A 23,319-nucleotide genomic window follows, 5' to 3' on the forward strand; every position below is an offset into this window, starting at 1 on the left:
GCTTCCCTGCGCAGTCGGGTCTTTTTTTGTACCGTTCGCTTCTCATTCCTGTGCTGTGATAAGGGTCCTTGATGCAAGGATGGTGAATTATTACAATAAAGGGAGGTGAACGACATGGAGAAGAAGTGGTACCTGCAAAAGGCGATTTCCCTCATCGAGCAAAATCTTTCCACCCCTCTGACCGTGGAGCGAATGGCTCTTGAATGCTATGTTTCCCCACGCCAATTCTATCGCGATTTCTATAGCCTAACCGGCCATTCCGTCCACGAATACATACGCAAACGGCGGTTGTCCAAGGCGCTTCACCTGCTCCGATATTCAGACATGGATGCAGCAGCGGTGGCTTATGCCTGCGGATATAGCTCACAGGCGGCCTTCTGCCAATCCGTTAAAGCTTTTTTAGGGGTCACGACAAGGGAATACAAGGAAGGCTCTCGCCATTATTATTTTCCGGCATTGAATATGGACAGGTTCGTGCAAGTGGAAGTGAAGTCCGGCACGCTTCCCTCGATGCTATCCATCCATTACCGGGATCGTCAGTTGATCGGGATCGAACATCGTGCGGTCTCCTCTTTCCTGACGCGGTTTCCGGAATATAAGGGAAGGCTGATCGGCCGGAACGAAAAGCAGGTCGGGAAGCTCTACAGCTACCAGCTGCAAGTCGAATATTCAGAGACTTTCATCGAGCGGATTCGAAGCTCGGGGTTTCTCTTATCATTGATCAACCCGCCTGTAACCCAACTGTACGCCAAGATACTCGTAAAAAACGACGAGGCTTTGATTAATGACACCTGGGATTTTTTATACAGCCAATGGATGAAGAACAGTATGTTTGAGCAGGACGATGCGCCTTACTTTGAGGAATACATAAGGAAAAATGGTACCATCCAGAAGCTCGCGCTGCACCTTCCCATCAAGCTTCGGTCGGAAGGTCCCACCATTCGAATCACCACCCGGAAGGAGCAATGGGTTCTGGCCTCTACGCAGCGTGGAGCTCATGCGGAGAAGGGAACCGCGAAGGTTCTCGCGGAGTTTCTATCCCGACAGTATCCCTACCTGTTGAAAACGCAAACCGAATATTACCTGTCCAAGGAAGGGGACTGCTGCACCAGCGGAGTCTTCCTCAACGAGAGCCGATATATTCCGGATGACGGCAGCCTTTCGATGATTGTGATTCCGGGCGGGACTTATGCCGTTTTGGAGGGCAACTGCTATGGCAAAAGCAGTGATGACGAGCTCATTTTGCGCAGATGGCTGGATGAGAACGGGTTTGAGCCGGATAGACCGTCTTTCCTCCTCTATGATGTTTCTGCGGGTACCGAGAGAGAGCACATTCGCGTACGGACTTATATCAAAATGGCAGAAAACGAAAAGACCTCTGTCCAAAGGAAAGGTAAGCTGGCTATGGAAAGGCTGAACAAAATAGATTGAAGGAGGACTAACGATGAGCACGGCAAAAAAAACGAGCAGCCATCCCGAAGGATACGGTCCCGGTGAAAAGCCGGAGCTCATTCAAAGGATTGAACAGAAAGCAGCAAATCCCTATCAGCTCTATAAGACAATCGAATATCGAATGGACTATGTGGAATACCCGGACAGTTTTAAAATGGCGGGTGTCCCCCTCAGCTTGTATCCGGAGTTTGGAAATATTGGACGCTTTCACGATGTGTACAAGTCTCTTATGATGGACCGATTTGCCCCGTATACCGAAGTTGGTATTGGAACTTCCAAAGGGTTTGGCGAGGGCTACGACTATGTATTCGGCTGTCAGGTTCGCTCGCTGGACCAGCTTCCCGAAGGGCTGATCGGAATTGATACTGGATTGAGGAGATTTGCGTCCATTACGTTCCGAGCCCCGTCACAGGAAGAGCTGGTAGGGGGTTCCGACGGACCTGGGGACGCGATGGTGACCGCCACGGATTATTTAAAAGAGGTTTGGCTGCCCGAGCATAAGGAGGAGGTTGCCTCCATTGTCGATTGGAACAGCCTCTGCTTTGAGATTCGGATGGGCGAGGAGACCTTTTACATGAACCCGATGGAGGTTTACAAAGTCGAGCTGGACGTCGATGCGGAGATGTGCTATTACCTCCCGTTGAAGCCGTAGTGTTGCGTTGAGCGGGCGGTTGGTGAAGCGGCGGGCTTTTGCTACAATAGAGAGGCTCGTCATTTCCATCAAGAGAGGATTTCTCGCATGAACGTTGTGCTCGCTACGTTGAATGCCAAATACATTCATACCAATCTCGCGCTGCGGCTTCTGAAGGCCTATTGCGGCGACGAGTTCCCCGCTGAAATCGTGGAATATACCATGAAGGACCCGATTATGAACGTCGTCACCGACTTGTTCGGCCGCCGCCCCGATGTGGTCGGGTTCTCTTGCTATATCTGGAATATCGAAGAGACCTTGCGTATTTCGGAGCTGCTCAAGAAGGTGCTTCCCGAGCTTCGGATCATCCTTGGAGGACCAGAAGTCTCCTATGACGCTGACATCTGGTTGAAGCGTTCGCCTGCCGTCGACTTTATCGTGATGGGGGAAGGGGAGGAGCCTTTTCGCGGCCTGCTGCGGCAGATTCAGGGAGCGGGCAACTGGCGCGCGGTGGATGGCATCGCCTATCGGGAATGCCAGTTAGTCAAGGAGGGTCATGCTAGTGAGAGCGACCGGACTACCGCCCGTATCCGGCTGAACCCGCCAGCAGCCAAGCTTGATTTGAATGAAATCCCATCCCCGTACCGGTTTGCGGAGGATGCCCCCGATCTCTCCAATCGGATCGTCTATTTTGAGACGAGCCGCGGCTGTCCGTTCAACTGTCAGTTTTGCTTGTCGAGTATCGAGACCGGAGTTCGGTATTTCGATATTGAGCGGACGAAGGCCGATATTCTCTACCTCGTGCAAAATGGCGCCAAAACGATCAAGTTCGTAGACCGGACCTTCAACATCAAGCGGGATTACGCGCTGGAAATGTTTGAGTTCCTCATTGAGAACCACAACGGCTGCGTGTTCCAGTTCGAGATCACAGCGGATATCATGCGCCCCGAAGTCCTGGACTACCTGGCCAAGAATGCCCCGCCGGGTATCTTCCGCTTTGAGATCGGGGTGCAGTCTACCAATGAGACGACGAATGAGCTGGTGAAACGCAAGCAGAATTTCACAAAGCTGTGTCGAACCGTCAACGCTGTGAAAGAGTCCGGCAAGATCGATCAGCATCTCGATCTGATCGCCGGCCTGCCGGGAGAAGACTACACCTCCTTCAAGAAAACCTTCAACGACGTGTTCGCCCTGCGGCCGGAGGAGCTGCAGCTTGGATTCCTTAAGATGCTGAGAGGGACAGGCTTGCGGCGGGAAGCAGACAAGTATGGCTATGTGTACATGGACCATCCGCCGTATGAGATTCTGGGCAACGACGTGATGCCTTTCTCGGATATGGTCCGCATCAAGCGAACGGAGGACATGCTGGAGAAATATTGGAACGACCATCGGCTCGACTACTCGGTGACCTACTTGATCGAGGAGACCTTTTCCACGCCGTTCGATTTCTTTCAGGACTTCGGAGACTATGTGGCGGAGCAAGGGTGGGGAGCGACGGGACACCAATTGGAGGACCTGTTCAGCCGGCTCTATCGGTTTCTGGATGCGCGCGGAACCGAGAAGCTGGCGGTTGCGGAGGGGCTCATGAAGCTCGATTACTTCCTTGGGCACAAGTACAAGCCTCGCAAAATCTGGTGGGACTATCAGCTCGACAAGAACCAGCGCCACGCTTACCTGAGGCTTGCGGAAGAGCAGCCGGAACGCTTTGAAGGACCGTTCGGCACCCGGAAGGCGCTGGAGCTGGAGGGCAGTCCCGCCGAAGGCCTGCAGTTGCCGGGCAAAGAGCTTCACAAGCACGCAATGGTGGACGTGCTGCCGTTTGATCTCGCCCTCTATCGGAAGGAAAAACGGCTGGATTCCTCCCGGAACACCCTGCTTCTCGTGGTCTACCCGCCGGGCCGCGAGCGGGCGGAATGCTATACGACGCTGCTATAGCGTTGTGGGGTACAGAGCAATCAGCGACTGATGCATGCAGGAAGAGGCTGTCCCGGCTAGATCGCCGGAACAGCCTCTTTGTGGTGCGGGAAACCAGCCGCCCTACTCCGCCAAGTCTTTGGCATGCGTCCCGCTGCAGAAGAACGCGACGATCGCGTCGGCGGCCTCCTCCCGGGAAGCAAAGGGGCTGTCCTCTTGAGGCCGACTGCCGATCATGAGCAGAGAGGTGAAGGCATGGGAGAGGAAGAGCGGGTTGGCTTCCCCGATCTCGCCTTTTTTCATCGCCTCCTGGAAGACCTCTGCTAACAGCGCATGCAAGCCGCCTTCCGCCTGACGCATCTCCGCCATCTGCTCGTCCGTCATATGCGGGCGAACCTCTCGCATCATCGTCTCAAAGTCACTGTGGTTGTTGCGCAGGTACACGCGGACGAGCTCGTTCAGCCGATCCTTCAAGCTCCCGGGGCGGTCCAGGATCACCTTGGAGTGCTGGCGGATGTTGCCCATCATCGTCACGATGCTGATCGTGTAGAGCTGTGCCTTGTTATGAAAGTAATAGTAAACGGAAGCTTTCGTGACCCCGCATGCTTCCGCAATATAGTCGAGGGAGATCTTCTCGTAGCCTTGCTCCATGAACAACCGGGAGGCATGGGCGAGAATGAGGCTCCGCACGTTTTGCGTATTTTCCGAAGTTTTGGGGCGTCCGGGCTGACGCTTCCCTTTTTTGGTGGCAGGCATATGCACCCGTCCTTTCGGTAAGGAGGTATGGGAAAAAATTTAGAATTATTTTAACTTGATAATTAACTTACTGGTATATATAATATACTCGAAATCACAAATTCTTGCCTAGACAAAGGGATCTCATGGTTCAGATCAGGTCTATTATAGCGTGCTGCGGCTCGCTTGAACACCTGACAGGAAGAGTGAAGAATGCCCTGCCCATTTCAGATAGGAGATGAACGAACATGGATAAAGAGAACGTGGAATCGGAAACGCATGGACATTCGGCCCTTTTTGGCACGCTCAGCCGATGGGTATCCGGCCCGGTGTCCCGCTGGGTGACGGTTGTGGTGTGGATCGCCTTGATCGGGACGCTGACCTTCGTTTGGCCGTCCGTCACCAAAGAGGAGAACAACGCGGCCCAGAACCTGGCGGCGAATGAACCCTCCGTCATTGCGGAGCAGCTCGCCGCTCGCGAGTTCCCTTCCGGAGAGGGGATTCCCGCCCTTGTGGTGTGGAACCGGGAGAAGGGACTGTCCGAGAAGGACATCGCTTCCATTCAACAGATTACCCAAACCCTCACCGATTCTCCGCTGCCCGGCCAGTTGTCGGTGCCGCCTTATCACAAGCTGCCGCTCCCGGCTCTGCAAGCAAGTCTATCCCCGGATGGCAGCACGATTGTGATGCCCGTCCTGTTCCAAACCGGACTCGAAAGCGATCAACTGAAGGAAAGACTGGAACAGTTAACGACGACAGTCAAAAGCACGCTGGCAGAAGACCCATTCGCGGCGTCCAGCCGTGATCCCGAACAGCTGAATGCTCGCATTACGGGACCTGCTGGCATCTCGGTCGATGCGACCGGCCTGTTCAAGGATGCTGACGTCTCCTTGCTCATTGCCACCGTGGTTCTCGTATTGGTTCTGCTACTCTTGATCTATCGGTCACCTGTCCTCGCGCTCATCCCGATTATCGCCGTTGGATTTGCGTATGGCCTTATCAGTCCCATTCTTGGCAAGCTGGCGCAGGAAGGCATCATTATCGTCGATTCGCAATCCATTTCCATCATGACGGTGCTGCTCTTTGGGGCCGGTACCGATTACTGCCTCTTCCTGATCGCCCGCTACCGGACGTACTTAACCCAGGAGGCGGATAAGCGCAAAGCACTGATACTCGCTGTAAAAGGTTCGGGCGGGGCCATTGCGATGAGCGGAATGACGGTGGTTCTCTCCCTTGCGGCTCTCTTGCTTGCAAAATACGGCGTGTACCATCGGTTTGCCATCCCATTCAGCTTGTCCATCCTCATCATGGGACTCGCCAGCTTGACGCTCGTACCCGCTTTGCTTGCCATCCTCGGACGCGCCTCGTTCTTCCCGGTCATTCCGCGTACCGATGAGATGAGAAGAGAGCGGGCCGCTCGCAAGGGCAAGCCGCTCAAGGCGCGGAAATCCGGCAAGCTGGGTGGGGCTGTCGGTACGCTCGTGACGAAGAAGCCGATTGCGGTGACCGTCTTGTCTCTGGTGCTGCTGGGCGGTCTTGCCGCCTTCACGCCAGGAATTAAGGTAACCTACGACCTCTTGTCCTCTTTCCCGGGCGACATGCCCTCCAGAGAAGGGTTTGCGACCTTATCCGATAAGTTCAATCCCGGCTCGCTCGCCCCTGTGAAGGTGATGATCGAGACGGAAGGAAAGAGCACGGAAGTGGGAGATGCGCTTGCCAAACTCCCCTATGCTGCGCAAGTGGCAGAACCGAAGGAAGGCGCGAAGACCCCTTCGATTCTCGCCTACGAGCTGGAGCTTACGCTCAACCCCTATTCCTATGAAGCGATGGGGCACATCCCGGATATCCGCCAAACGGCGGTCGACGCTTTGTCCAGGGCTGGTGTTGAAGGAGCCGAGCGGAAAGTATGGATCAGCGGGCAAACGGCCGAGCAGCACGACAATGAGCAGGTGACGGACCGTGATACCCTTACGGTCGTCCCGGTCATCATCGCCCTCATTGCCCTTCTCCTGCTGGTCTATCTCCGCTCCGTCATCGCCATGCTGTATCTCATTTTGACGGTCGTGCTGTCGTTCTTCTCCGCGCTTGGTCTCGGCTGGCTCATCCTTCATTACGGATTTGGCGCCGATGCGATTCAAGGAGCGATTCCGTTGTACACCTTCGTCTTCCTCGTGGCGCTCGGAGAGGACTACAACATCTTCATGGTCTCCAGCATCTGGCAAAAGGTGCGCAGAGGCGTTCCGCTTCACACCGCCGTGAGAGAAGGTGTAAAGGAGACCGGCTCGGTCATCACCTCGGCCGGTATCATCCTGGCCGGCACCTTCGCGGTCCTGACCAACTTGCCCATCCAGGTGCTGCTGCAGTTCGGCCTCATCACAGCGCTTGGCGTCCTGCTTGACACCTTCCTCGTGCGACCGTTCCTCGTCCCGGCGATCACCGTATTGTTTGGCCGATTGGCCTTCTGGCCGAGCCGGACCGGGAAGCTGCCCGGTGCAGCTTCTCGAGGGAGTCATGAGGTGCAGGGCTGATTTTAATCAATAGCCAAATGGAGAGAACGGACGTTGCTTAAGCGTCCGTTCTTTTCTGTGATGAAGTTGATCTGGATCCACATGGCTCATGTTAGGATAGTTGGGATGGACGCTTTTTGAAGTAAATAGGAAAGCCCGACAGAAGAGAACTTCCTCTTCTGTCGGGCTTCTTGAATTCAAGTAAAATCCAGCTTACGGCAGGTAGCTGCGCAGTACGGTCATCTTGCCGTCCAGCGTATAGGAGCCGAGGGAAGCGGGGAGCAGGTAGCATTCGCCGGGAGCGAGCTCGGCTTCGCCGTCTTCCCAGGAGAGCTTACCGCTGCCGTCGCAAATGACGAGAATCGTGAAGGTGTCCGGCGACGTGGAGAGCGACCACGGCTTCGCCACAACGCCCTTCTCGGTGATGAAGTACGGCGAGTGGGCCAGCTCCAGCCAAGCGTTCGGCTCGGCGTTGTTCGTCTTGAGGCGGGTAGCACCCGAGCCTTCGTAGGCGATGACGTTCAAGGAATCCTCCACATGCAGCTCGCGAGGCTTGCCGTCGAGGCCCGGGCGGTTGTAATCGTACAGGCGGTAGGTTGTGTCGGAGTTTTGTTGAATTTCCGCCACCAGCACGCCAGCGCAGAGCGCATGGACCGTTCCGGCCGGGATGTAGAAGGAATCGCCGGCTTCTACCGAAACTTCTTGCAGGCTGTCCATGATGCGGCCTTCGTCGATGGCCTTCGCCAGTTCCTCGCGGCCCACGCCGTCCTTAAGGCCGTAGATGATCTTGGCTCCCGGCTTGGCGCTCAGTACGTACCACATCTCGGTCTTGCCGAGCTCGCCTGCGGGCAGCTTTTCATAATGATCGTTCGGGTGTACCTGCACCGACAGATCGTCCTGGCAGTCCAGCAGCTTGATGAGCAGCGGGAAGCGGGCGTCCTGGGAGTAGCCCTTGCTGCCAAAGAACTCGGCGCCGTGTTGCTCGCGCACCTCATTCAGCCCCAGGCCGTCCAGCTCGCCACCGACAACGCGGGTGGTTCCGTTGGCGTGGTCGCCAATGGTCCAGGCTTCGCCGATTCTTCCTTCCGGCAGGTCGAAGCCGAATTGTTCGAGGGCGCGGCCGCCCCATACTCTTTCCTTCATTTCGGGTTGAAACTTCAAGGGATACGGTTTCATGTTGGTTCCGCCTTTCTTCGAGTAAAAGATCATTCTGCTTTGGTTAAATCCCACTTCAGTAAGGAATCTATGCTTCAGCGCTTCCCGACCGCAATGAGATACGGGGCTGGGCCTTGCCGGTTCAGGAAGCGGTAGGTCACCGCTTCCAGCTCGGCTCCGTTCAGCGAGCCCGCCCATTGCTCGACGGCGGAGGCTTCCACATCGCCGCCGGCGTGTCCGGGGTACAGCACGGCCGTCAGGATGCCGCCGGGTCGCAGAAGCCGACACGCGGCGTCGAGCGCCGGCAGCGTCGTCTCCGGCAGCGTGATGATGCCGCTGTCCGCTCCCGGCAGGTAGCCGAGGTTGAACATCACCGCGGCTACTTTGCCATGGTGGGAGGCATCCACCGCCTCCTCCATCTCATGATGCGAGCGGGCCAGCAGCTCGACTCTCGCCAGGTCCGGCTGTCCGCGAAGACGTTCTTTCGTGCGCGCGAGCGCTTCTTCTTGAACGTCGAAAGCGTACACCGTACCGCGCGGACCGCTGGCTCGGGCGAGGAAGAGCGTGTCGACGCCTCCGCCTGCGGTGCCGTCGATAGCGGGCTCACCCGGCTGGAGCCTCTCGGCGACGAGCCGCTGGGCGAACGTGAGGACCGATACGAATCCCATAATGACGATCAGCCTTTCCCTAAATAGGCTTTGCCTTGCCAAGTGTCGCGGCGTGCAAGCTCGTCGTCGATGGCGTTCAGAACCTCCCACTTCTTGAGGCTCCACATCGGGCCGATGAGCAGGTCGCGGGGGGCATCTCCGGTCAGCCGGTGCACGATCATCTCGGGTGGAAGAAATTCCAGCGTGTCCGCGATGAGGCCGACATACTCGTCCTTCTCCAGGAAACGAAGCAAGCCGGCTTCATACTGCTTCACCATCGGCGTCTTGCGCATGAGATGAAGCAGATGGATTTTGATGCCTTGCACATCCATATCGGCTACGGCGCGGCCGGTGGCGAGCATCATGTCGCGATCCTCGCCGGGCAAGCCGTAGATGATATGGGCGCAGGTGCGAATGCCGTGCTTTCGCAGCTTGGCGAGGCCCTCTCGGTAGCATTCGGTATCATGCGCCCGATTGATGAGGGTCGAGGTGGACTCATGAATCGTTTGCAGCCCCATCTCGACCCAAAGGTACGTCCGTTCGTTCAGCTCGGCCAGATATTCCACGACATCGTCAGGGAGGCAGTCGGGACGGGTCGCAATGGACAGGCCGACAACCCCGGGAAGATCCACGATCGCTTCAAAATAATCGCGGAGCACATCGACGGGGGCGTACGTGTTGGTATAGGCCTGGAAGTAGCCGATATAGCGAGCTTCCGGCCACTTCTGATGCTGCCGGTCGCGGACGGTATTGAATTGGGTGACGAGATCGTCGCGGCGGCGCCCTGCGAAATCGCCTGATCCCCTGGCACTGCAGAAGGTGCAGCCGCCGATGGAGATGCGGCCGTCCCGGTTCGGGCAGGTAAAGCCGGCATCCAGCATCACCTTGAATACCTTCGTCCCGAAGGTTTCGCGCATTTCATGATTCCAGGTGTGGAACCGTTTGCCGCTCCATAGTAGCGGTGTTGTCGAAGCTGTGGGCATGGGTTCCTCCTCGGGTTGATGCATAACTTCCCTCATTTTAGCGGAAAACCCTCGAAATTGCGAACCCTACGCGCCTGAAATCCTTTGAGGAATCGGATAAGCGGCCGCGCATCCGCTCATACTACCTTTGCAACTCACTACACGTTGGAAAGGGGTTATCCATTGAAAAAGCTCGGATTGGCACTCATTGCCCTTATGCTTGCAGCGGTCTTGGGGGCCGGCGCCGCCTTCGCCGAAGGAACGACGACTCCATCGCTGCAGCATAAGGCACGGGAAGTGACGAACGATGGGTCCCGCATCCTCCGCAACGAATCAGTATACACGGGGAACGGGGCCGGCATGACCGGGACAGGGTTTGGCACCATCGGTACGACGAATGTTCCTCCGTACGGAGCGAGCAACGGGTACAGCAATCATGGCCAAGCCTACAACAGCCCGACGCCGACGAACCTGATGAATAATTATGGCGGGGTGAACGGGAACTACAACACGTACAACCGTCAAAATTATTCCACCTACCAATCGGCTGTTCCGCAAGCGGCCTACCGCGGTACTCCGTACAGAGCCTATAACAACGCGGGTACAAATGCGAATACGAACGTGAACAATTACGGAACCGGTGTCCGCACGAACACCTACCGTGCCCGTGCCGTCAACAACAACAATGACAACTGGGGTTGGCTTGGTCTCTTGGGGTTGTTTGGTCTTGCAGGTCTTCGCAACCGCAACGAACGTCGAGTGGACGATCGTTCCCGCGACCGGATTTAAAGGTAGCAAGGGCCGTTTTTCTTAGTCGGAACACCGTTCCGGGTAAGGATGACGGCTCGTTCTTTTTTCCAAATATCTAGGAAAAACAGGCGTTTTGACTTGAATGATCTTACACGTTATGTTATATTACAGAGGAGAGGGAGCAACCGCTTTCTTGCAAGATGCCGGAGGATCTGATGAGGTAAACAAGGGTTTCCGGCCGTTACTCGTCGCATGTTCTTTCACGCCGCCCGCCGCAAACGGATTCCACTTATATGGAAGGAGTGAACCTGCATGTCCGTTCAAGTTGCGATTCCTCAGAAGGAAAAGAAGGTCACCGTGGAGCTCACGGTCAAGGAAGCGATGGCGCTTGGAGGGTACCGTTTCAACGATGACCCTAAGCTCCGAACCGATGCCCGCAAGAGGGTGCTCGACTCGCTCGACAAAACCCTTCTGGAGACGAAATGATCCGTTTGTCCATTGCTTATTGAAGTCCCTGCACCTTGCGGCAGGGACTTTTTGTTTGGTTTTTCCCTTTTGCAATTTTGCGCATGATCGCTTATTCTTTGGAAGATAACTAGGCCAATTTTGGAGGAAAGAACGGATGCGACTTCGTGGTAGAAAAGGGATTCGAGAAGAGCTGGAGCGGCAAAACGACCTGATCGTGCTGGACCCTCGGCAGCTCAAGGGAAAATGGAGGGAGCATTTCGGCAATGATCGCCCGATCCATGTCGAACTGGGCATGGGCAAGGGAATCTTCATCAGCGAGATGAGCCGCCGCAACCCTGAAGTGAACTTCATCGGCATTGACCGCTATGACGAGCTGCTGCGCCGGGCTGCCGACAAGGCACGCCTTTTGCATGACGAATCGACCAACTGGAATCTGGCGCTCGCACTCTTCGACATTTCACATATATCGGAAGTATTTGCTCCGGGCGAGGTGGAGCGCGTTTACCTCAATTTCAGCGATCCCTGGCCGAAGAAGCGCCATGCGAGAAGACGCCTGACGGCTCCCGGGTTTCTGAAGCAGTATGAGGACTTCCTGAACGAGCGCGGAGAAATCCATCTGAAGACGGATTCCCGCCTGCTCTTCGAATATTCACTCAATACCTTCGCAGATCTTGAGCTTCGGATGCGCAACATTTCTCTGAACCTGCATGGGGACGGCATTCGAGAAGATCTGGTGATGACCGAATATGAAAAGAAATTTGTGGAACAAGGGATGCCGATTCACCGCTGTGAGGTTCTGATCGGCCCGGATGCACTGCGCTCGCACAAAGAGCAATTGCTGCGGGCAGAGGACCAAGAACCGGATGAGGAAGACGACTTAAACGAACAAGAAGAGCAATAGCCACGAGCGAAATCCGGACATCTAGTCCGGATTTCCCATTTTCCCGACGAAATGGAACTTTACGAGGTTTGAAACGTTCTCTAATTTGACAGACTAAAAGCTGATGATTCACCTGAAGCGCGAGCGGGTAAATCGTGGGGGAACCATCCCCGTCAGCAAGGAGGGAGGGCGGTCGTCCCAATTTGGGCAAGAGCGTAAAAGAGGCAAAATCGGTCCGTTTTGTGCGGTTGTGGGGCGAATTGCGGCCCTGTGGATACAGCAGCGTCCCGTTTGCTCCGCGTGTCTTCACTTCTGCCGGATAACGGAGTTTTGACAAAGCCGGCCAATCAAGCGAAAATCAGAGTCGGGCAGCGTTTATCCAAAACGCTTTATAGAGATAAAGAGAAGAACCTACACAGAAAAAAGAGAGAAAAATCAAATACACACGAGGTATTTGAAAAGGGGGAAACACAATGCTGGACACGGTACTTGTTGTTTTACAAGTGGTGTTCGTGCTGATCGGAGGGTACCAGACCATCATTGCGTTCTTCGGACTTTCTCGCGCGCCCAAGCGAGAAACGTACGCGCCGCAAAAATCGTTTGCCATCCTGGTCGCCGCCCACAACGAAGAGAAGGTCGTCGGGGCACTGCTCGAAAACCTGCGCCATCTGAACTATCCGAAAGAGCTGTACGATGTATTTGTCATTGCCGACAACTGTACAGACCGCACCGCCGCCATCGCGCGCAGCTACGGTGTCCATGCTTGCGAACGCCATGATCCTTCCCGCCGAGGGAAAGGCTATGCGATCGAGTGGATGCTCCGCGAGCTGTGGAAGATGCCGCGGCAATATGACGCGGTTGTCATGTTCGACGCCGATAACCTGGCAAGTCCGGATTACCTGCTGCACATGAACAACGATCTCTGCTCGGGCTCCCGCGTCATTCAAGCTTACCTGGACACGAAGAACCCGCATGATTCCTGGATCACCTCGGCTTACGCCGTTTCTTATTGGTTCTGCAATCGCCTGTGGCAAATGTCCCGGACGAATCTGGGCCTCGCCAACTACTTGGGCGGGACTGGCATGTGCTTCGAATCGAAGCTCCTGCAGGAAATCGGCTGGGGCGCAACAAGCTTGGTCGAGGACCTGGAGTTTACGATGCGCTGCGTCAAGAAGGGCATCTACCCGAAGTTCTCTTACGAGGCGAAGGTGTTCGACGAGAAGCCGCTGTCCTTCAAGGCGTCGTGGAAGCAACGCCTGCGCTGGATGCAGGGGCACTTCGAAGTGGCGAGACGCTATTTCTTCCCCTTGCTTTGGCAAGGCATCAAGGAACGGAACTGGACGAAGATTGACATGTCGCTCTATGCGCTCAACGTGTACAACGTCTTCATCACCGGCCTGGTGACCGTTATCCTGTACATGGACATGCTTCTTCCCGGACAGCCGCACCTGACGTCGATCTACGCTCAGGCACCTTGGTTGCTGTTGACCTTGTCGCTGCTCAGCGTCATCCAGTTCCCGATCGCCCTGTTCCTGGAACGGGCGCCGAAGAAAATCATCAAGTCGCTCATCACGTTCCCGATTTACCTGTTGTCCTGGTACCCGCTCACGTTCTACGCGTTCTTCACGCAGACGAACAAGCAATGGAGCCACACCCAGCACACGCGGGTTATCCGCATCGACGAGATGCAGAAGCAAGCTAGTTAAATCCAGTGAGGTTGTGTTGAGCGAAGGCAAAGATAATGACCGCTCCCTGTTGACAACAGAAAAACAGCATGCTATGATACTTGGGTGTGTTTGACGAAGAAGAAGCGCCCGCTTCTCACCTGCCCGGCAACGGCCGGCTGGTTCATCCACGATGCTGTTGCGAGCTATGGAGATGTGGGCCTTTTCTGCCTGCATCTCCTTATTTGTTTTGCAGGATAGGCGACCAACCATAATGTGGAGGTGGAAAGCTATCAGTAAGGACCATATGATTAACGAAGAAATTCGTGCCAAGGAAGTGCGGCTCATCGGTGGCGAAGGGGAACAGCTCGGCATCGTGCCGTATCGCGAAGCCCTTCAAATGGCTGTCGATGCCAACCTCGATCTGGTAAACGTAGCACCCCAAGCCAAGCCCCCGGTATGCCGGATTATGGACTATGGGAAATTCCGCTACGAGCAGCAGAAGAAGGAAAAGGAAGCCCGCAAGAACCAGAAGGTTGTGGAGCTGAAGGAAGTTCGCTTCAGCGCGACGATCGATGAGCACGATTTTCAAACGAAGCTGCGCAATGTTTTGAAGTTCTTAAACGAACAGGATAAGGTCAAATGTTCGGTGCGCTTTCGTGGCCGTGAGATCACTCACGCTTCGATCGGACAAAAGGTGCTTGAGAGGGTAGCGGAAGAAGCCAAGGACATCTGCGTCGTTGAACGCAGGCCGAAGCTGGAAGGCCGCAGCATGATCATGATCCTGTCGCCGAAATAAGGCCGGCCCGACCTTTTCACATAATCAGTCCTAGGAGGATAAAGTCAATGCCGAAAATGAAAACGAACCGCGCTGCTGCCAAGCGCTTTACCAAAACCGGTAGCGGCAAGCTGAAGAGAAACAAAGCTTTCAAACGCCACATCCTCGAAAGCAAATCGCCCTCCCGTAAGCGCAAACTGCGCAAGGGAACCCTTGTCTCCTCCGGAGATGTGAAACGCATCAAGAGCATTCTCGTGTACGTTAAATAATATCGATTCTTCGAAAACTCAGGAGGTAGAATTCCATGGCAAGAGTTAAGGGCGGTTTCGTAACCCGCCGTCGTCATAAAAAAGTACTGAAGCTGGCAAAGGGCTATTTCGGCTCCAAGCACCGCCTGTTTAAAACCGCTAACCAACAAGTGATGAAGTCCGGTCTGTACGCATACCGTGACCGTCGCCGCAAAAAGCGCGACTTCCGTCGCCTGTGGGTAACCCGCATCAACGCGGGCGCTCGCCAAAACGGCCTGAGCTACAGCAAGTTCATGTACGGTCTGAAGCTGGCCGGCGTGAACGTAAACCGCAAGATCCTGGCTGAGCTGGCGATCTCCGACAGCAAGGCATTCGCTGACCTTGCCAACACCGCAAAAGGCAAACTGAACGCGTAAGCGTAGCTTGCGCTTCGAACATCCGACCTGTACCTGGTAGAGCGTGTTTCCCAACACGTTCACGAGGGCAGAGTCGGATGTTTTTTGTTGCGGGCCGGATTCGCCATTGCCAAATGAAGGGGGCTCCCTTACAATAGTTATATGATAATGATTATCAATATCAATTGGAGGAAGCCATGAGCGAACAACGGGAGCTGTACGATGTTACCATCATAGGCGGAGGCCCCGCCGGCATGTACGCCGCCTTCTATAGCGGGATGAGGGATATGAAGACCAAGCTGATCGAGGCCAAGGAAGAACTGGGCGGACGGATGCTGATCTATCCGGAGAAGATGATCTGGGATGTCGGAGGTGTCACGCCCACCCTTGGCCGGGATCTGATCGAGCGGCTCAAGCAGCAAGCGATGACCTTCGATCCGGCGATCGTCCTCGGTCAGCAGATTGTCCAGTTTGAGCGGTTGGAGGATGGAACATTCCGGTTAACCTCGGACACAGGAGAACAGCATTGGACGAGGACGGTCGTGCTCACGGTAGGCTACGGCATCCTGAAGACAGCCAAGCTGGAGATTGAGGGGGCCGACCGGTACGAGGTCACGAACCTTCACTACACCGTTCAAGAGCTGGAGCCCTTCCGCGGCAAAAGGGTTCTCATCTCCGGCGGCGGAGATTCCGCAGTGGATTGGGCCAATGAGCTGGAGCCGATTGCTGCGAGTGTGACCATTGTCCACCGCCGGGAGAAATTTGGCGGCCATGAGAAGAACATCGCCCGGATGAAGGCTTCCTCGGTTCAAGTGAGAGTGCCTTATGCGGTCAACCAGCTACATAGCCGAGACGGAGAAGTGGTGGATGAAGTGATGATCGCCCACGTCGAAACCGGGGAAACCGAACGGATCGAAGTCGATGCCGTCATCGTCAATCACGGATTGAAGGCTGATTTTGGCCCGCTTCGAGAGTGGGGACTCCATATGGATGAATGGTGTGCCCATGTTACGGACAAGCTAGAGACGAACCTTCCCGGGATCTTCGCTGCAGGAGACTTTGTCGATCATCCCAGCAAGGTAAGGCTCATCGCCGGGACGTTTACTGACGCTGTCCTCGCAGTTAACAGCGCGAAGCTTCACCTGGATCCGGAAGCGCCGAAGGTGGCCTATGTTTCTTCCCACAACGATCGCTTCAAGGAGAAGAACAAAGCATTGGGCGTTTAGCGGTTATTGTGCGATTTATCATTGCGAAAGAAAATGGTGATATCGCGGCCCTTTTGCAGCCAACCCCGCGCGGCTCTAGGCCTTTTCCACCTATGTCTGAAAATTTGGGCAAATTTCTTTAGTGATTTAAACGATTGCGGTATTGACTATTGAATAGGGCCTGCCTATAATAAGCCTTAATCAAAACCTCACATGAAAGATCAGCTATGAAGAGGACGAAGCGCCAAAGGCCCTGGTGTACCAGAGAGCGACGGATTTGCTGAAACCGACGCCACTATTCCTTTGACCGCGAGCTCACCTCGGAGCTGTTTTCCTGAAAAGCGCCGTTCGTTTCATTCGGCAGCCGAATAGGGAAAATCGGATCGGCACCCGTTACGTGCCGCGGTGTGCCGCTTGAACGGCTGCACCGATGAAGGCTTGACGCTGCGAGGCGTTAGGCAAAGCTGGGTGGTACCACGGAAGCTAACCCCTTTCGTCCCGATTGAACCGAACGGTTCAGGGACGAAAGGGGTTTTTTGATGTTGGCAGCCTGCATAACAACCAAGATTAGGGGGGGGTTAGGATGAGTACTCCAAGTCCGGCCAAGGTGTTGAAGGAAGAATTGAAGGTCAAGCTGATGAAACCGGAGGTCGTCTCCGGGTCCGAGATTCTGCTCCGCAGTCTTTTGCTGGAAGGCGTCGAGTGCGTGTTCGGCTATCCGGGCGGCGCGGTCCTCTACATCTACGATGCCATGCACGGCAATTCGGACTTCCATCATCTGCTCACCCGCCACGAGCAGGGAGCCATTCATGCGGCAGACGGCTACGCGAGAACGACGGGCAACGTCGGCGTCTGTATCGCGACCTCGGGCCCGGGAGCGACGAACCTGGTAACCGGGATTGCCACGGCTTATATGGATTCGGTGCCGCTCGTCGTCATCACGGGAAACGTGGCCAGCGGGCTCATCGGAACCGACGCCTTCCAGGAAGCGGACATTACCGGCATCACGATGCCGATTACCAAGCACAGCTACCTGGTCCGCACGGTCGAAGAGCTGCCGCGGGTGATCCATGAAGCGTTCCACCTTGCCTCAACCGGGCGCAAAGGGCCGGTACTGGTCGACATCCCCAAGGATGTTTCAGCAGCTTTGACCGAATTCCGCCCGGTGACGGATGTAAGCATTCGAGGGTACAACCCGACGACGGATCCGAATAAGCTGCAGGTCGACAAGATGATCAAGGCAATCCGTGAAGCGGAACGGCCGGTCATTCTGGCTGGCGGCGGCGTTGTGAGTGCGGATGCGTCGGCAGAGCTTCTGGAATTCGTTGAGAAGACGAACATTCCGATCACTACCACACTGCTTGGTCTGGGCGGCTTCCCGAGTGCCCACGAGCTGTGGATGGGGATGCCGGGGATGCACGGCACATACACCGCCAACATGGCGATTCAAAATGCGGATCTGCTCCTCTGCATCGGAGCTCGCTTCGATGACCGGGTGACGATGAAGCTGGAGGGGTTTGCCCCGAAGGTGAAGAAGATCGTTCACATTGACATCGACCCGGCCGAGATTGGCAAGAACGTCAAGGCGGACATTCCGGTGGTGGGCCACATCAAGAACGTGCTCGCCTACGCTAATCAGAAGGCGAGTACCGCACCGGATGAAGCCTGGGTGAAGCAAATTCAGGAGATGAAGGCTGCCTACCCGCTTCGCTACAAGGATTCCGAGGAAACGCTGAAGCCGCAATTCGTCATTGAGCTGATCAACGACACCACGAAGGGCGAAGCGATCATCACCACGGACGTCGGTCAGCATCAGATGTGGGTTGCGCAATACTACAAGTTCCAGCACCCGCGGTCCATTGTTACCTCGGGCGGACTCGGAACGATGGGCTTTGGCTTCCCGGCGGCGATCGGCGCCCAGATGGGCAATCCCGACAAGCTGGTGGTTTCCATCAACGGAGACGGCGGCATTCAGATGTGCTCGCAGGAGCTTGCGGTATGCGCCATTCATAATCTCCCGCTCAAGATCGTCATCATCAACAACCAGGTGCTCGGCATGGTTCGCCAATGGCAAGAGATTATCTATAACCAACGCTACAGCTACATCGACCTGGCGGGAAGCCCGGACTTTGTGAAGCTGGCAGAGGCTTACGGGGTGAAGGGGCTGCGCGCCACCACCAAAGAGGATGCTCGCCAGGTATGGCAGGAAGCGTTGGATACACCGGGACCGGTGCTGATCGACTTCCAGGTCCACAAAGGAGAGAACGTGTTCCCGATGGTCACCCAGGGCAACACCATTGATCAGATGCTGATGGGGGATGAGGAATGATGGAATCGAGACACACGATCTCCGTGCTCGTCAATAACCAGCCTGGGGTGCTGCAGCGGGTGTCGGGGTTGTTCGGAAGGCGCGGCTTTAACATCGACAGCATCACCGTAGGAGCGTCGGAGGAAGCAGGCCTCTCCCGAATGATTATCGTCACGAGCGGAGATGACTCAACCGCAGAGCAGATCGAGAAGCAGCTCTACAAGCTGATCGATGTCATCAAGGTCGTCGACCTGAGCGAGAATCCCAATGTCGAACGGGAGGTTGCTCTCATCAAAGTGAATGCGGAGCCCTCCCTGAGACCGGAAATTCTCGGCGTCGTGGAAACCTTCCGTGCGTCGGTCATCGACATCGGGGCAACCACCTTGATCGTTCAAGCCGTAGGCAGCTCCGATAAGGTGGATGCCATCGTCGATCTGCTTCGGACATACGGCATTCGGGAGCTGTCCCGCACCGGGGTCACGGCGATGACCCGAAGCCTGAAATAGCAAGCGAAATTGGAAAAAGCGTTTCCCCTTCCACGGGGAAGCTGAGCGGGTGAATGGGGCCTCGCCCGTTCAGCTTCCCTGATTGGAAGGGTACAACCCAAAGGAGGCAATCGATCATGGCAGTGAACATGTACTACGAGCAAGACGCCGATAACGGCGCACTGAAAGGCAAAACCGTTGCGGTCATCGGCTATGGCAGCCAAGGACACGCCCAAGCACAAAACCTGCGGGACAGCGGCATCAAGGTCATCATCGGACTTCGTCCGGGCAAATCGTTCGACAAGGCTAAGAATGACGGCTTCGATGTCTACACCGTAGCGGAAGCTTCCAAGCTCGCCGATGTCGTACAAATTCTCATGCCGGACGAAACCCAGGCGAAGGTATATAAAGAAGAGATCGAAGCAAACCTCGTTTCGGGCAATGCCCTTCTGTTCTCCCACGGCTTCAACGTCCACTTCGGCCAAATCGTAGCCCCGGAAGGTGTAGACGTCCTTCTGGTTGCTCCGAAATCGCCGGGCCACCTCGTTCGTCGCACGTATGTCGAAGGCTTTGGGGTTCCCGGCCTTATCGCCATCCATCAGGATGCGACGGGGAATGCGCAAGCGATCGGCCTCGCCTATGCAAAGGGGATCGGTTGTACCCGCGCCGGCGTTATCGAAACGAGCTTCAAGGAAGAAACCGAGACCGACCTGTTCGGCGAGCAAGCCGTTCTGTGCGGCGGCGTGAGCGCCTTGATCAAGGCGGGCTTCGAAACGCTGACCGAAGCAGGGTACGCACCGGAGATGGCTTACTTCGAATGCTTGCATGAGCTGAAGCTGATCGTCGACCTCATCTACGAAGGCGGTCTTGCCACCATGCGCGATTCGATCAGCAACACGGCCGAATACGGTGACTATGTCACCGGCCCGCGCCTCGTGACTGATGAGACGAAGAAAGAGATGAAGCGCGTGCTGTCGGACATTCAGCAAGGTAAGTTCGCTCGTGACTTCATCCTCGAGAACCAATCGGGCCGCGCGTTCCTGACGGCTACCCGCCGCAATGAAGCCGAGCACCCGATCGAAGTTGTCGGCGGCCGTCTGCGCGAAATGATGCACTGGATCAAGAAGTAAAGGTCTTATAGAAGCTATCCATGTACAGGAGGTGAATGGGATGAGGAAAATATACCTGTTTGACACGACTCTTCGCGACGGGGAGCAAACACCGGGCGTCCATCTCAATACCCAGGAAAAGGTGGAGATCGCCCTTCAACTTGAGAAACTCGGCGTGGACCGGATTGAAGCGGGCTTCCCCGCTTCCTCTCCGGGAGAAGTGGCAGGGGTTGCGGAGGTCGCTCGGGCGGTGCGAAATGCATCCGTCACCGCCCTCTCCCGCTGTCGGGAGCAGGACATTGATGCCGCGGTGAAGGCGCTCAAGGATGCGGCGGAGCCCAGGCTTCACCTGTTCCTGGCCACCTCGCCCATCCATCGCCAGCACAAGCTGCGCATGGAGAAGCATCAGGTGCTGGAGACGGCGGAAGCTGCGATTCGGTACGCTCGCAAGTACTTCGACAAGATTGAGTTCTCGCCGGAGGACGGCGGACGAACCGAGCTCGATTTCCTCTGCGAGGTCGTGGCGATGGCCGTCCGTGAGGGTGTCTCTGTCGTGAACATCCCGGATACCGTGGGGTACCTGAACCCTTCGGAATACGGGAACATCTTCAAGACGGTGAAGGAGCAGGTGCCGGGCATCGAGAAGATCCAGCTCAGCTGCCACTGCCACGATGACCTCGGCATGGCGACGGCCAACTCGCTCGCTGCCGTGTTGAACGGAGCCGACCAGGTGGAAGGGACGTTCAACGGCATCGGCGAGCGGGCGGGCAATACCGCGCTGGAAGAGATCGCGCTGGCGCTCGAGACGCGCCAGGACTACTTCCAGGCGAAGACCGGCCTCGTGCTTACCGAGATCGCCCGCACGAGCCGCCTTGTCAGCCGCCTCACCGGCATGCCGGTGCCGAGCAACAAGGCCATTGTGGGGGCGAACGCCTTCTCGCACGAGTCGGGTATTCACCAGGACGGCGTGCTGAAGGAGAAGACGACCTACGAGATCATTTCGCCGCAGACGATCGGCCTGCGCGAAAGCAAGCTCGTGCTCGGCAAGCTGTCGGGCCGCCATGCCTTCCGTGAGAAGCTGATCGATCTGGGCTATTCTCTCGAAGAAGAGCGTGTGACCGAAGCATTCGGTAAGTTCAAGGAGCTGGCCGACAAGAAGAAAGACATCACCGATGAAGATATCCGCGCCTTGATCGAAGAGAAGCTGACGACTGTACCGGAAGCGTTCGTGCTGGAGACGATCCAGGTGACCTACGGCAACAAATCCGTTCCGACCGCTACCGTGCGGATTCATACGGCTGACGGTCAGGTGCTGGAGGAAGCCGCCGCCGGCAACGGCTCGGTCGACGCTATCTACAAGGCGATCGACAAGGCGACTCAGGTTACGGTCGAACTCGAAGACTATTCGATCCAGTCCGTCACCCACGGCAAGGATGCTCTGGGCGAGGTCCATGTGGTGCTGGCGCAGGACGGGGTCTCCTCCCGCGGTCGCGGCGTAAGCACCGACATTCTCGAAGCGAGCGCCCGCGCCTATGTCGACTCTGTCAATCGTCTGCTTGACCGCAAGCGATCGCTTGCGGAAGGACGGCGGGACGGCGTCACGCTTTCGTAAGACTCGTAAGACGAACACCGGAACCCGTCCGGGAAAAGCGAAAGCAGCCTTTTCCGGGCGGGATTTTTTTGTGCGGCAAATCATCGATTCTATCTATTGAGGTAATAGAAAATCTGGCTTAGTCAAAACGCGGACTCCTGTGCAAAAATGGAGGAAGACTAGCTCGAACTGAACCGAAACCGAAGGGTGGAATAGACGTGACGGACGTGAAGAAGATTGCGGTGATCGAAGGGGACGGCATCGGACCCGAGGTGGTCGCAGAGGCGATTAAAGTGATGCGCAAGACAGAGGAGGCTTACGGGCTCCGCTTTGATTTTGAATATGGCTTGTTCGGCGGAATCGCCATAGATGAGAAGGGAACCCCTCTTCCAGAAGATACGCTCGCCATGTGTCAGAAGGCCGATGCTGTGCTGCTCGGCGCCGTGGGCGGCCCGAAATGGGATTCGAATCCGAAGGAGCTGCGTCCCGAAACGGGCTTGCTCGGCATTCGCAAGGCGCTCGGCCTGTTCTCGAACATTCGCCCCGCACTCGTGTTTGACTGCTTGAAGGAGGCTTCGACGCTCAAGCCGGAGGTGCTCGAAGGCACCGACCTCATCGTCGTCCGCGAGCTGACGGGCGGCATCTACTTCGGAGAGAAATTCCGCCGCGACAGTGCGGGCGGAGAGGAAGCCGTGGACACGAGCACCTACAACGTGCAGGAGGTGGAGCGGATCGCTCGCCAGGCGTTTGAGATCGCCCGCACCCGGCGCAAGAAGCTCGCCTCCGTGGACAAGGCGAACGTGTTGGAGACGTCCCGCCTCTGGCGGGAAACCGTCATCCGCGTGTCCGCCGATTATCCGGACGTGGAGCTGGAGCACGTACTCGTCGACAACTGCGCGATGCAGCTGCTTCGCCGCCCGGCGAGCTTCGACGTCATCGTCACCGAGAACATGTTCGGCGACATTCTGAGCGATGAAGCCGCTATGCTGACCGGGTCGATCGGCATGCTATCCTCGGCTTCGCTCGGGGAAGGGGCCTTCGGCTTGTACGAGCCAGTGCACGGCTCCGCACCGGACATCGCCGGGCTCGGTGTGGCCAATCCGGTGGCGACCATTTTGTCTGTCGCCCTCATGTACCGGCTGACCTTCGGCTACCATGAAGCAGCCGAAGCCATCGAGCGCGCGGTGAGCGAAGTGCTGGACGCGGGCTACCGCACGAGCGACATCGCCGTCGACAAGAGCACGGCGCTCAACACCTCGGCGATGGGCGATCTCATCGTGGCCGCGATTCGCTAATCCGCAAGCGCAGATCCTGTGCAGCGGGCGAAAGCCAAAAGCCAATGTACCTAGAAGCCTCCCCTGCCAAAGCTGGCAGAGGAGGCTTTTTGCAAGAGTGATAAGATTGACTTCCCATTTTGCCAATGCTACGATTTTTA

The 23,319-nt window shown here is 56.3% G+C and carries 21 protein-coding genes; 17 read left to right on the forward strand and 4 right to left on the reverse strand.

Annotated elements, in window-relative coordinates; genetic code table 11:
• The first annotated feature begins 114 nt into the window (after positions 1 to 114).
• The 3 genes from AAFN83_RS09525 (at position 115) to AAFN83_RS09535 (ending at position 4,018) form a co-directional block, all read left to right on the forward strand.
• Positions 115 to 1,431 (forward strand): helix-turn-helix domain-containing protein, encoded by a 1,317-nt coding sequence (locus tag AAFN83_RS09525; RefSeq protein ID WP_347768754.1) that lies wholly within the window; start codon positions 115 to 117, stop codon positions 1,429 to 1,431.
• 13 nt (positions 1,432 to 1,444) lie between these two features.
• Complete coding sequence (locus tag AAFN83_RS09530; RefSeq protein WP_347768755.1) at positions 1,445 to 2,104, forward strand: hypothetical protein; 660 nt, start codon at positions 1,445 to 1,447, stop codon at positions 2,102 to 2,104.
• Between the two features lie 87 nt (positions 2,105 to 2,191).
• Positions 2,192 to 4,018 carry a B12-binding domain-containing radical SAM protein gene (locus AAFN83_RS09535; RefSeq protein WP_347768756.1) on the forward strand — a complete coding sequence of 609 codons (1,827 nt, stop codon included), beginning with the start codon at positions 2,192 to 2,194 and terminating at the stop codon, positions 4,016 to 4,018.
• Between the two features lie 102 nt (positions 4,019 to 4,120).
• Here the strand turns inward: AAFN83_RS09535 and AAFN83_RS09540 are convergent, their stop codons facing one another.
• The gene (locus tag AAFN83_RS09540; RefSeq protein WP_347768757.1) at positions 4,121 to 4,753 is read right to left on the reverse strand and encodes a TetR/AcrR family transcriptional regulator; all 633 of its coding nucleotides are present in this window, start codon (positions 4,751 to 4,753) and stop codon (positions 4,121 to 4,123) included.
• Positions 4,754 to 4,980: 227 nt separating this feature from the next.
• On the opposite strand from AAFN83_RS09540, the gene AAFN83_RS09545 reads away from it, so the two are divergent.
• Positions 4,981 to 7,260, forward strand: coding sequence for an MMPL family transporter (locus tag AAFN83_RS09545; protein ID WP_347768758.1), 2,280 nt, complete (start codon positions 4,981 to 4,983; stop codon positions 7,258 to 7,260).
• Positions 7,261 to 7,452: 192 nt separating this feature from the next.
• On the opposite strand, the gene AAFN83_RS09550 is transcribed toward AAFN83_RS09545, so the two are convergent.
• The 3 genes from AAFN83_RS09550 to mnmL all read right to left on the reverse strand — a co-directional run bounded on the left by AAFN83_RS09550 (position 7,453) and on the right by mnmL (position 10,024).
• Entirely contained in the window at positions 7,453 to 8,415 is a 963-nt protein-coding gene (locus tag AAFN83_RS09550; protein ID WP_347768759.1) for a type I phosphomannose isomerase catalytic subunit, read from the reverse strand.
• Positions 8,416 to 8,489: 74 nt separating this feature from the next.
• Positions 8,490 to 9,062, reverse strand: a complete 573-nt coding sequence (mnmM, locus tag AAFN83_RS09555) for a tRNA 5-(aminomethyl)-2-thiouridylate-methyltransferase MnmM (protein WP_347768760.1) — start codon at positions 9,060 to 9,062, stop codon at positions 8,490 to 8,492.
• Positions 9,063 to 9,070: 8 nt separating this feature from the next.
• On the reverse strand, positions 9,071 to 10,024 hold the full coding sequence (gene mnmL / locus AAFN83_RS09560) for a tRNA modification radical SAM protein MnmL/YtqA (protein WP_347768761.1): 954 nt from the start codon (positions 10,022 to 10,024) through the stop codon (positions 9,071 to 9,073).
• A gap of 162 nt (positions 10,025 to 10,186) precedes the next feature.
• Here mnmL and AAFN83_RS09565 point away from each other — a divergent pair, with 162 nt between their 5' ends.
• From AAFN83_RS09565 to leuB, 13 genes are all read left to right on the forward strand, one after another.
• Complete coding sequence (locus tag AAFN83_RS09565) at positions 10,187 to 10,792, forward strand: WGxxGxxG family protein (protein WP_347768762.1); 606 nt, start codon at positions 10,187 to 10,189, stop codon at positions 10,790 to 10,792.
• A gap of 273 nt (positions 10,793 to 11,065) precedes the next feature.
• The gene (locus tag AAFN83_RS09570; protein WP_347768763.1) at positions 11,066 to 11,239 is read left to right on the forward strand and encodes a hypothetical protein; all 174 of its coding nucleotides are present in this window, start codon (positions 11,066 to 11,068) and stop codon (positions 11,237 to 11,239) included.
• A 136-nt stretch (positions 11,240 to 11,375) separates the two neighbouring features.
• Entirely contained in the window at positions 11,376 to 12,122 is a 747-nt protein-coding gene (trmB, locus tag AAFN83_RS09575; protein WP_347768764.1) for a tRNA (guanosine(46)-N7)-methyltransferase TrmB, read from the forward strand.
• Between the two features lie 452 nt (positions 12,123 to 12,574).
• Complete coding sequence (locus AAFN83_RS09580) at positions 12,575 to 13,807, forward strand: glycosyltransferase family 2 protein (protein ID WP_347768765.1); 1,233 nt, start codon at positions 12,575 to 12,577, stop codon at positions 13,805 to 13,807.
• A gap of 265 nt (positions 13,808 to 14,072) precedes the next feature.
• Positions 14,073 to 14,564: a translation initiation factor IF-3 gene (gene infC / locus AAFN83_RS09585; RefSeq protein ID WP_347768811.1), complete on the forward strand. Its 492-nt coding sequence runs from the start codon at positions 14,073 to 14,075 to the stop codon at positions 14,562 to 14,564.
• A gap of 47 nt (positions 14,565 to 14,611) precedes the next feature.
• Positions 14,612 to 14,812: a 50S ribosomal protein L35 gene (rpmI, locus tag AAFN83_RS09590; protein WP_347768766.1), complete on the forward strand. Its 201-nt coding sequence runs from the start codon at positions 14,612 to 14,614 to the stop codon at positions 14,810 to 14,812.
• A gap of 35 nt (positions 14,813 to 14,847) precedes the next feature.
• Positions 14,848 to 15,207, forward strand: coding sequence for a 50S ribosomal protein L20 (gene rplT / locus AAFN83_RS09595; protein ID WP_347768767.1), 360 nt, complete (start codon positions 14,848 to 14,850; stop codon positions 15,205 to 15,207).
• A 176-nt stretch (positions 15,208 to 15,383) separates the two neighbouring features.
• On the forward strand, positions 15,384 to 16,412 hold the full coding sequence (locus AAFN83_RS09600; protein WP_347768768.1) for an NAD(P)/FAD-dependent oxidoreductase: 1,029 nt from the start codon (positions 15,384 to 15,386) through the stop codon (positions 16,410 to 16,412).
• A gap of 562 nt (positions 16,413 to 16,974) precedes the next feature.
• Positions 16,975 to 18,720, forward strand: coding sequence for a biosynthetic-type acetolactate synthase large subunit (gene ilvB / locus AAFN83_RS09605; RefSeq protein ID WP_347768769.1), 1,746 nt, complete (start codon positions 16,975 to 16,977; stop codon positions 18,718 to 18,720).
• Positions 18,720 to 19,205 carry an acetolactate synthase small subunit gene (ilvN, locus tag AAFN83_RS09610; protein WP_347768812.1) on the forward strand — a complete coding sequence of 162 codons (486 nt, stop codon included), beginning with the start codon at positions 18,720 to 18,722 and terminating at the stop codon, positions 19,203 to 19,205. The genes ilvB and ilvN overlap by 1 nt, the downstream gene beginning before the upstream one ends.
• 116 nt (positions 19,206 to 19,321) lie before the next feature.
• A complete protein-coding gene (gene ilvC / locus AAFN83_RS09615) occupies positions 19,322 to 20,314 on the forward strand; it encodes a ketol-acid reductoisomerase (protein ID WP_347768770.1) in 993 nt (330 codons plus the stop codon).
• 40 nt (positions 20,315 to 20,354) lie between these two features.
• Positions 20,355 to 21,905, forward strand: a complete 1,551-nt coding sequence (locus AAFN83_RS09620; protein ID WP_347768771.1) for a 2-isopropylmalate synthase — start codon at positions 20,355 to 20,357, stop codon at positions 21,903 to 21,905.
• A 197-nt stretch (positions 21,906 to 22,102) separates the two neighbouring features.
• The gene (leuB, locus tag AAFN83_RS09625) at positions 22,103 to 23,179 is read left to right on the forward strand and encodes a 3-isopropylmalate dehydrogenase (RefSeq protein WP_347768772.1); all 1,077 of its coding nucleotides are present in this window, start codon (positions 22,103 to 22,105) and stop codon (positions 23,177 to 23,179) included.
• The last annotated feature ends 140 nt before the right edge of the window (positions 23,180 to 23,319 follow it).

It is taken from the genome of Gorillibacterium sp. CAU 1737 (assembly GCF_039888655.1).
GTDB lineage: Bacteria > Bacillota > Bacilli > Paenibacillales > NBRC-103111 > Gorillibacterium.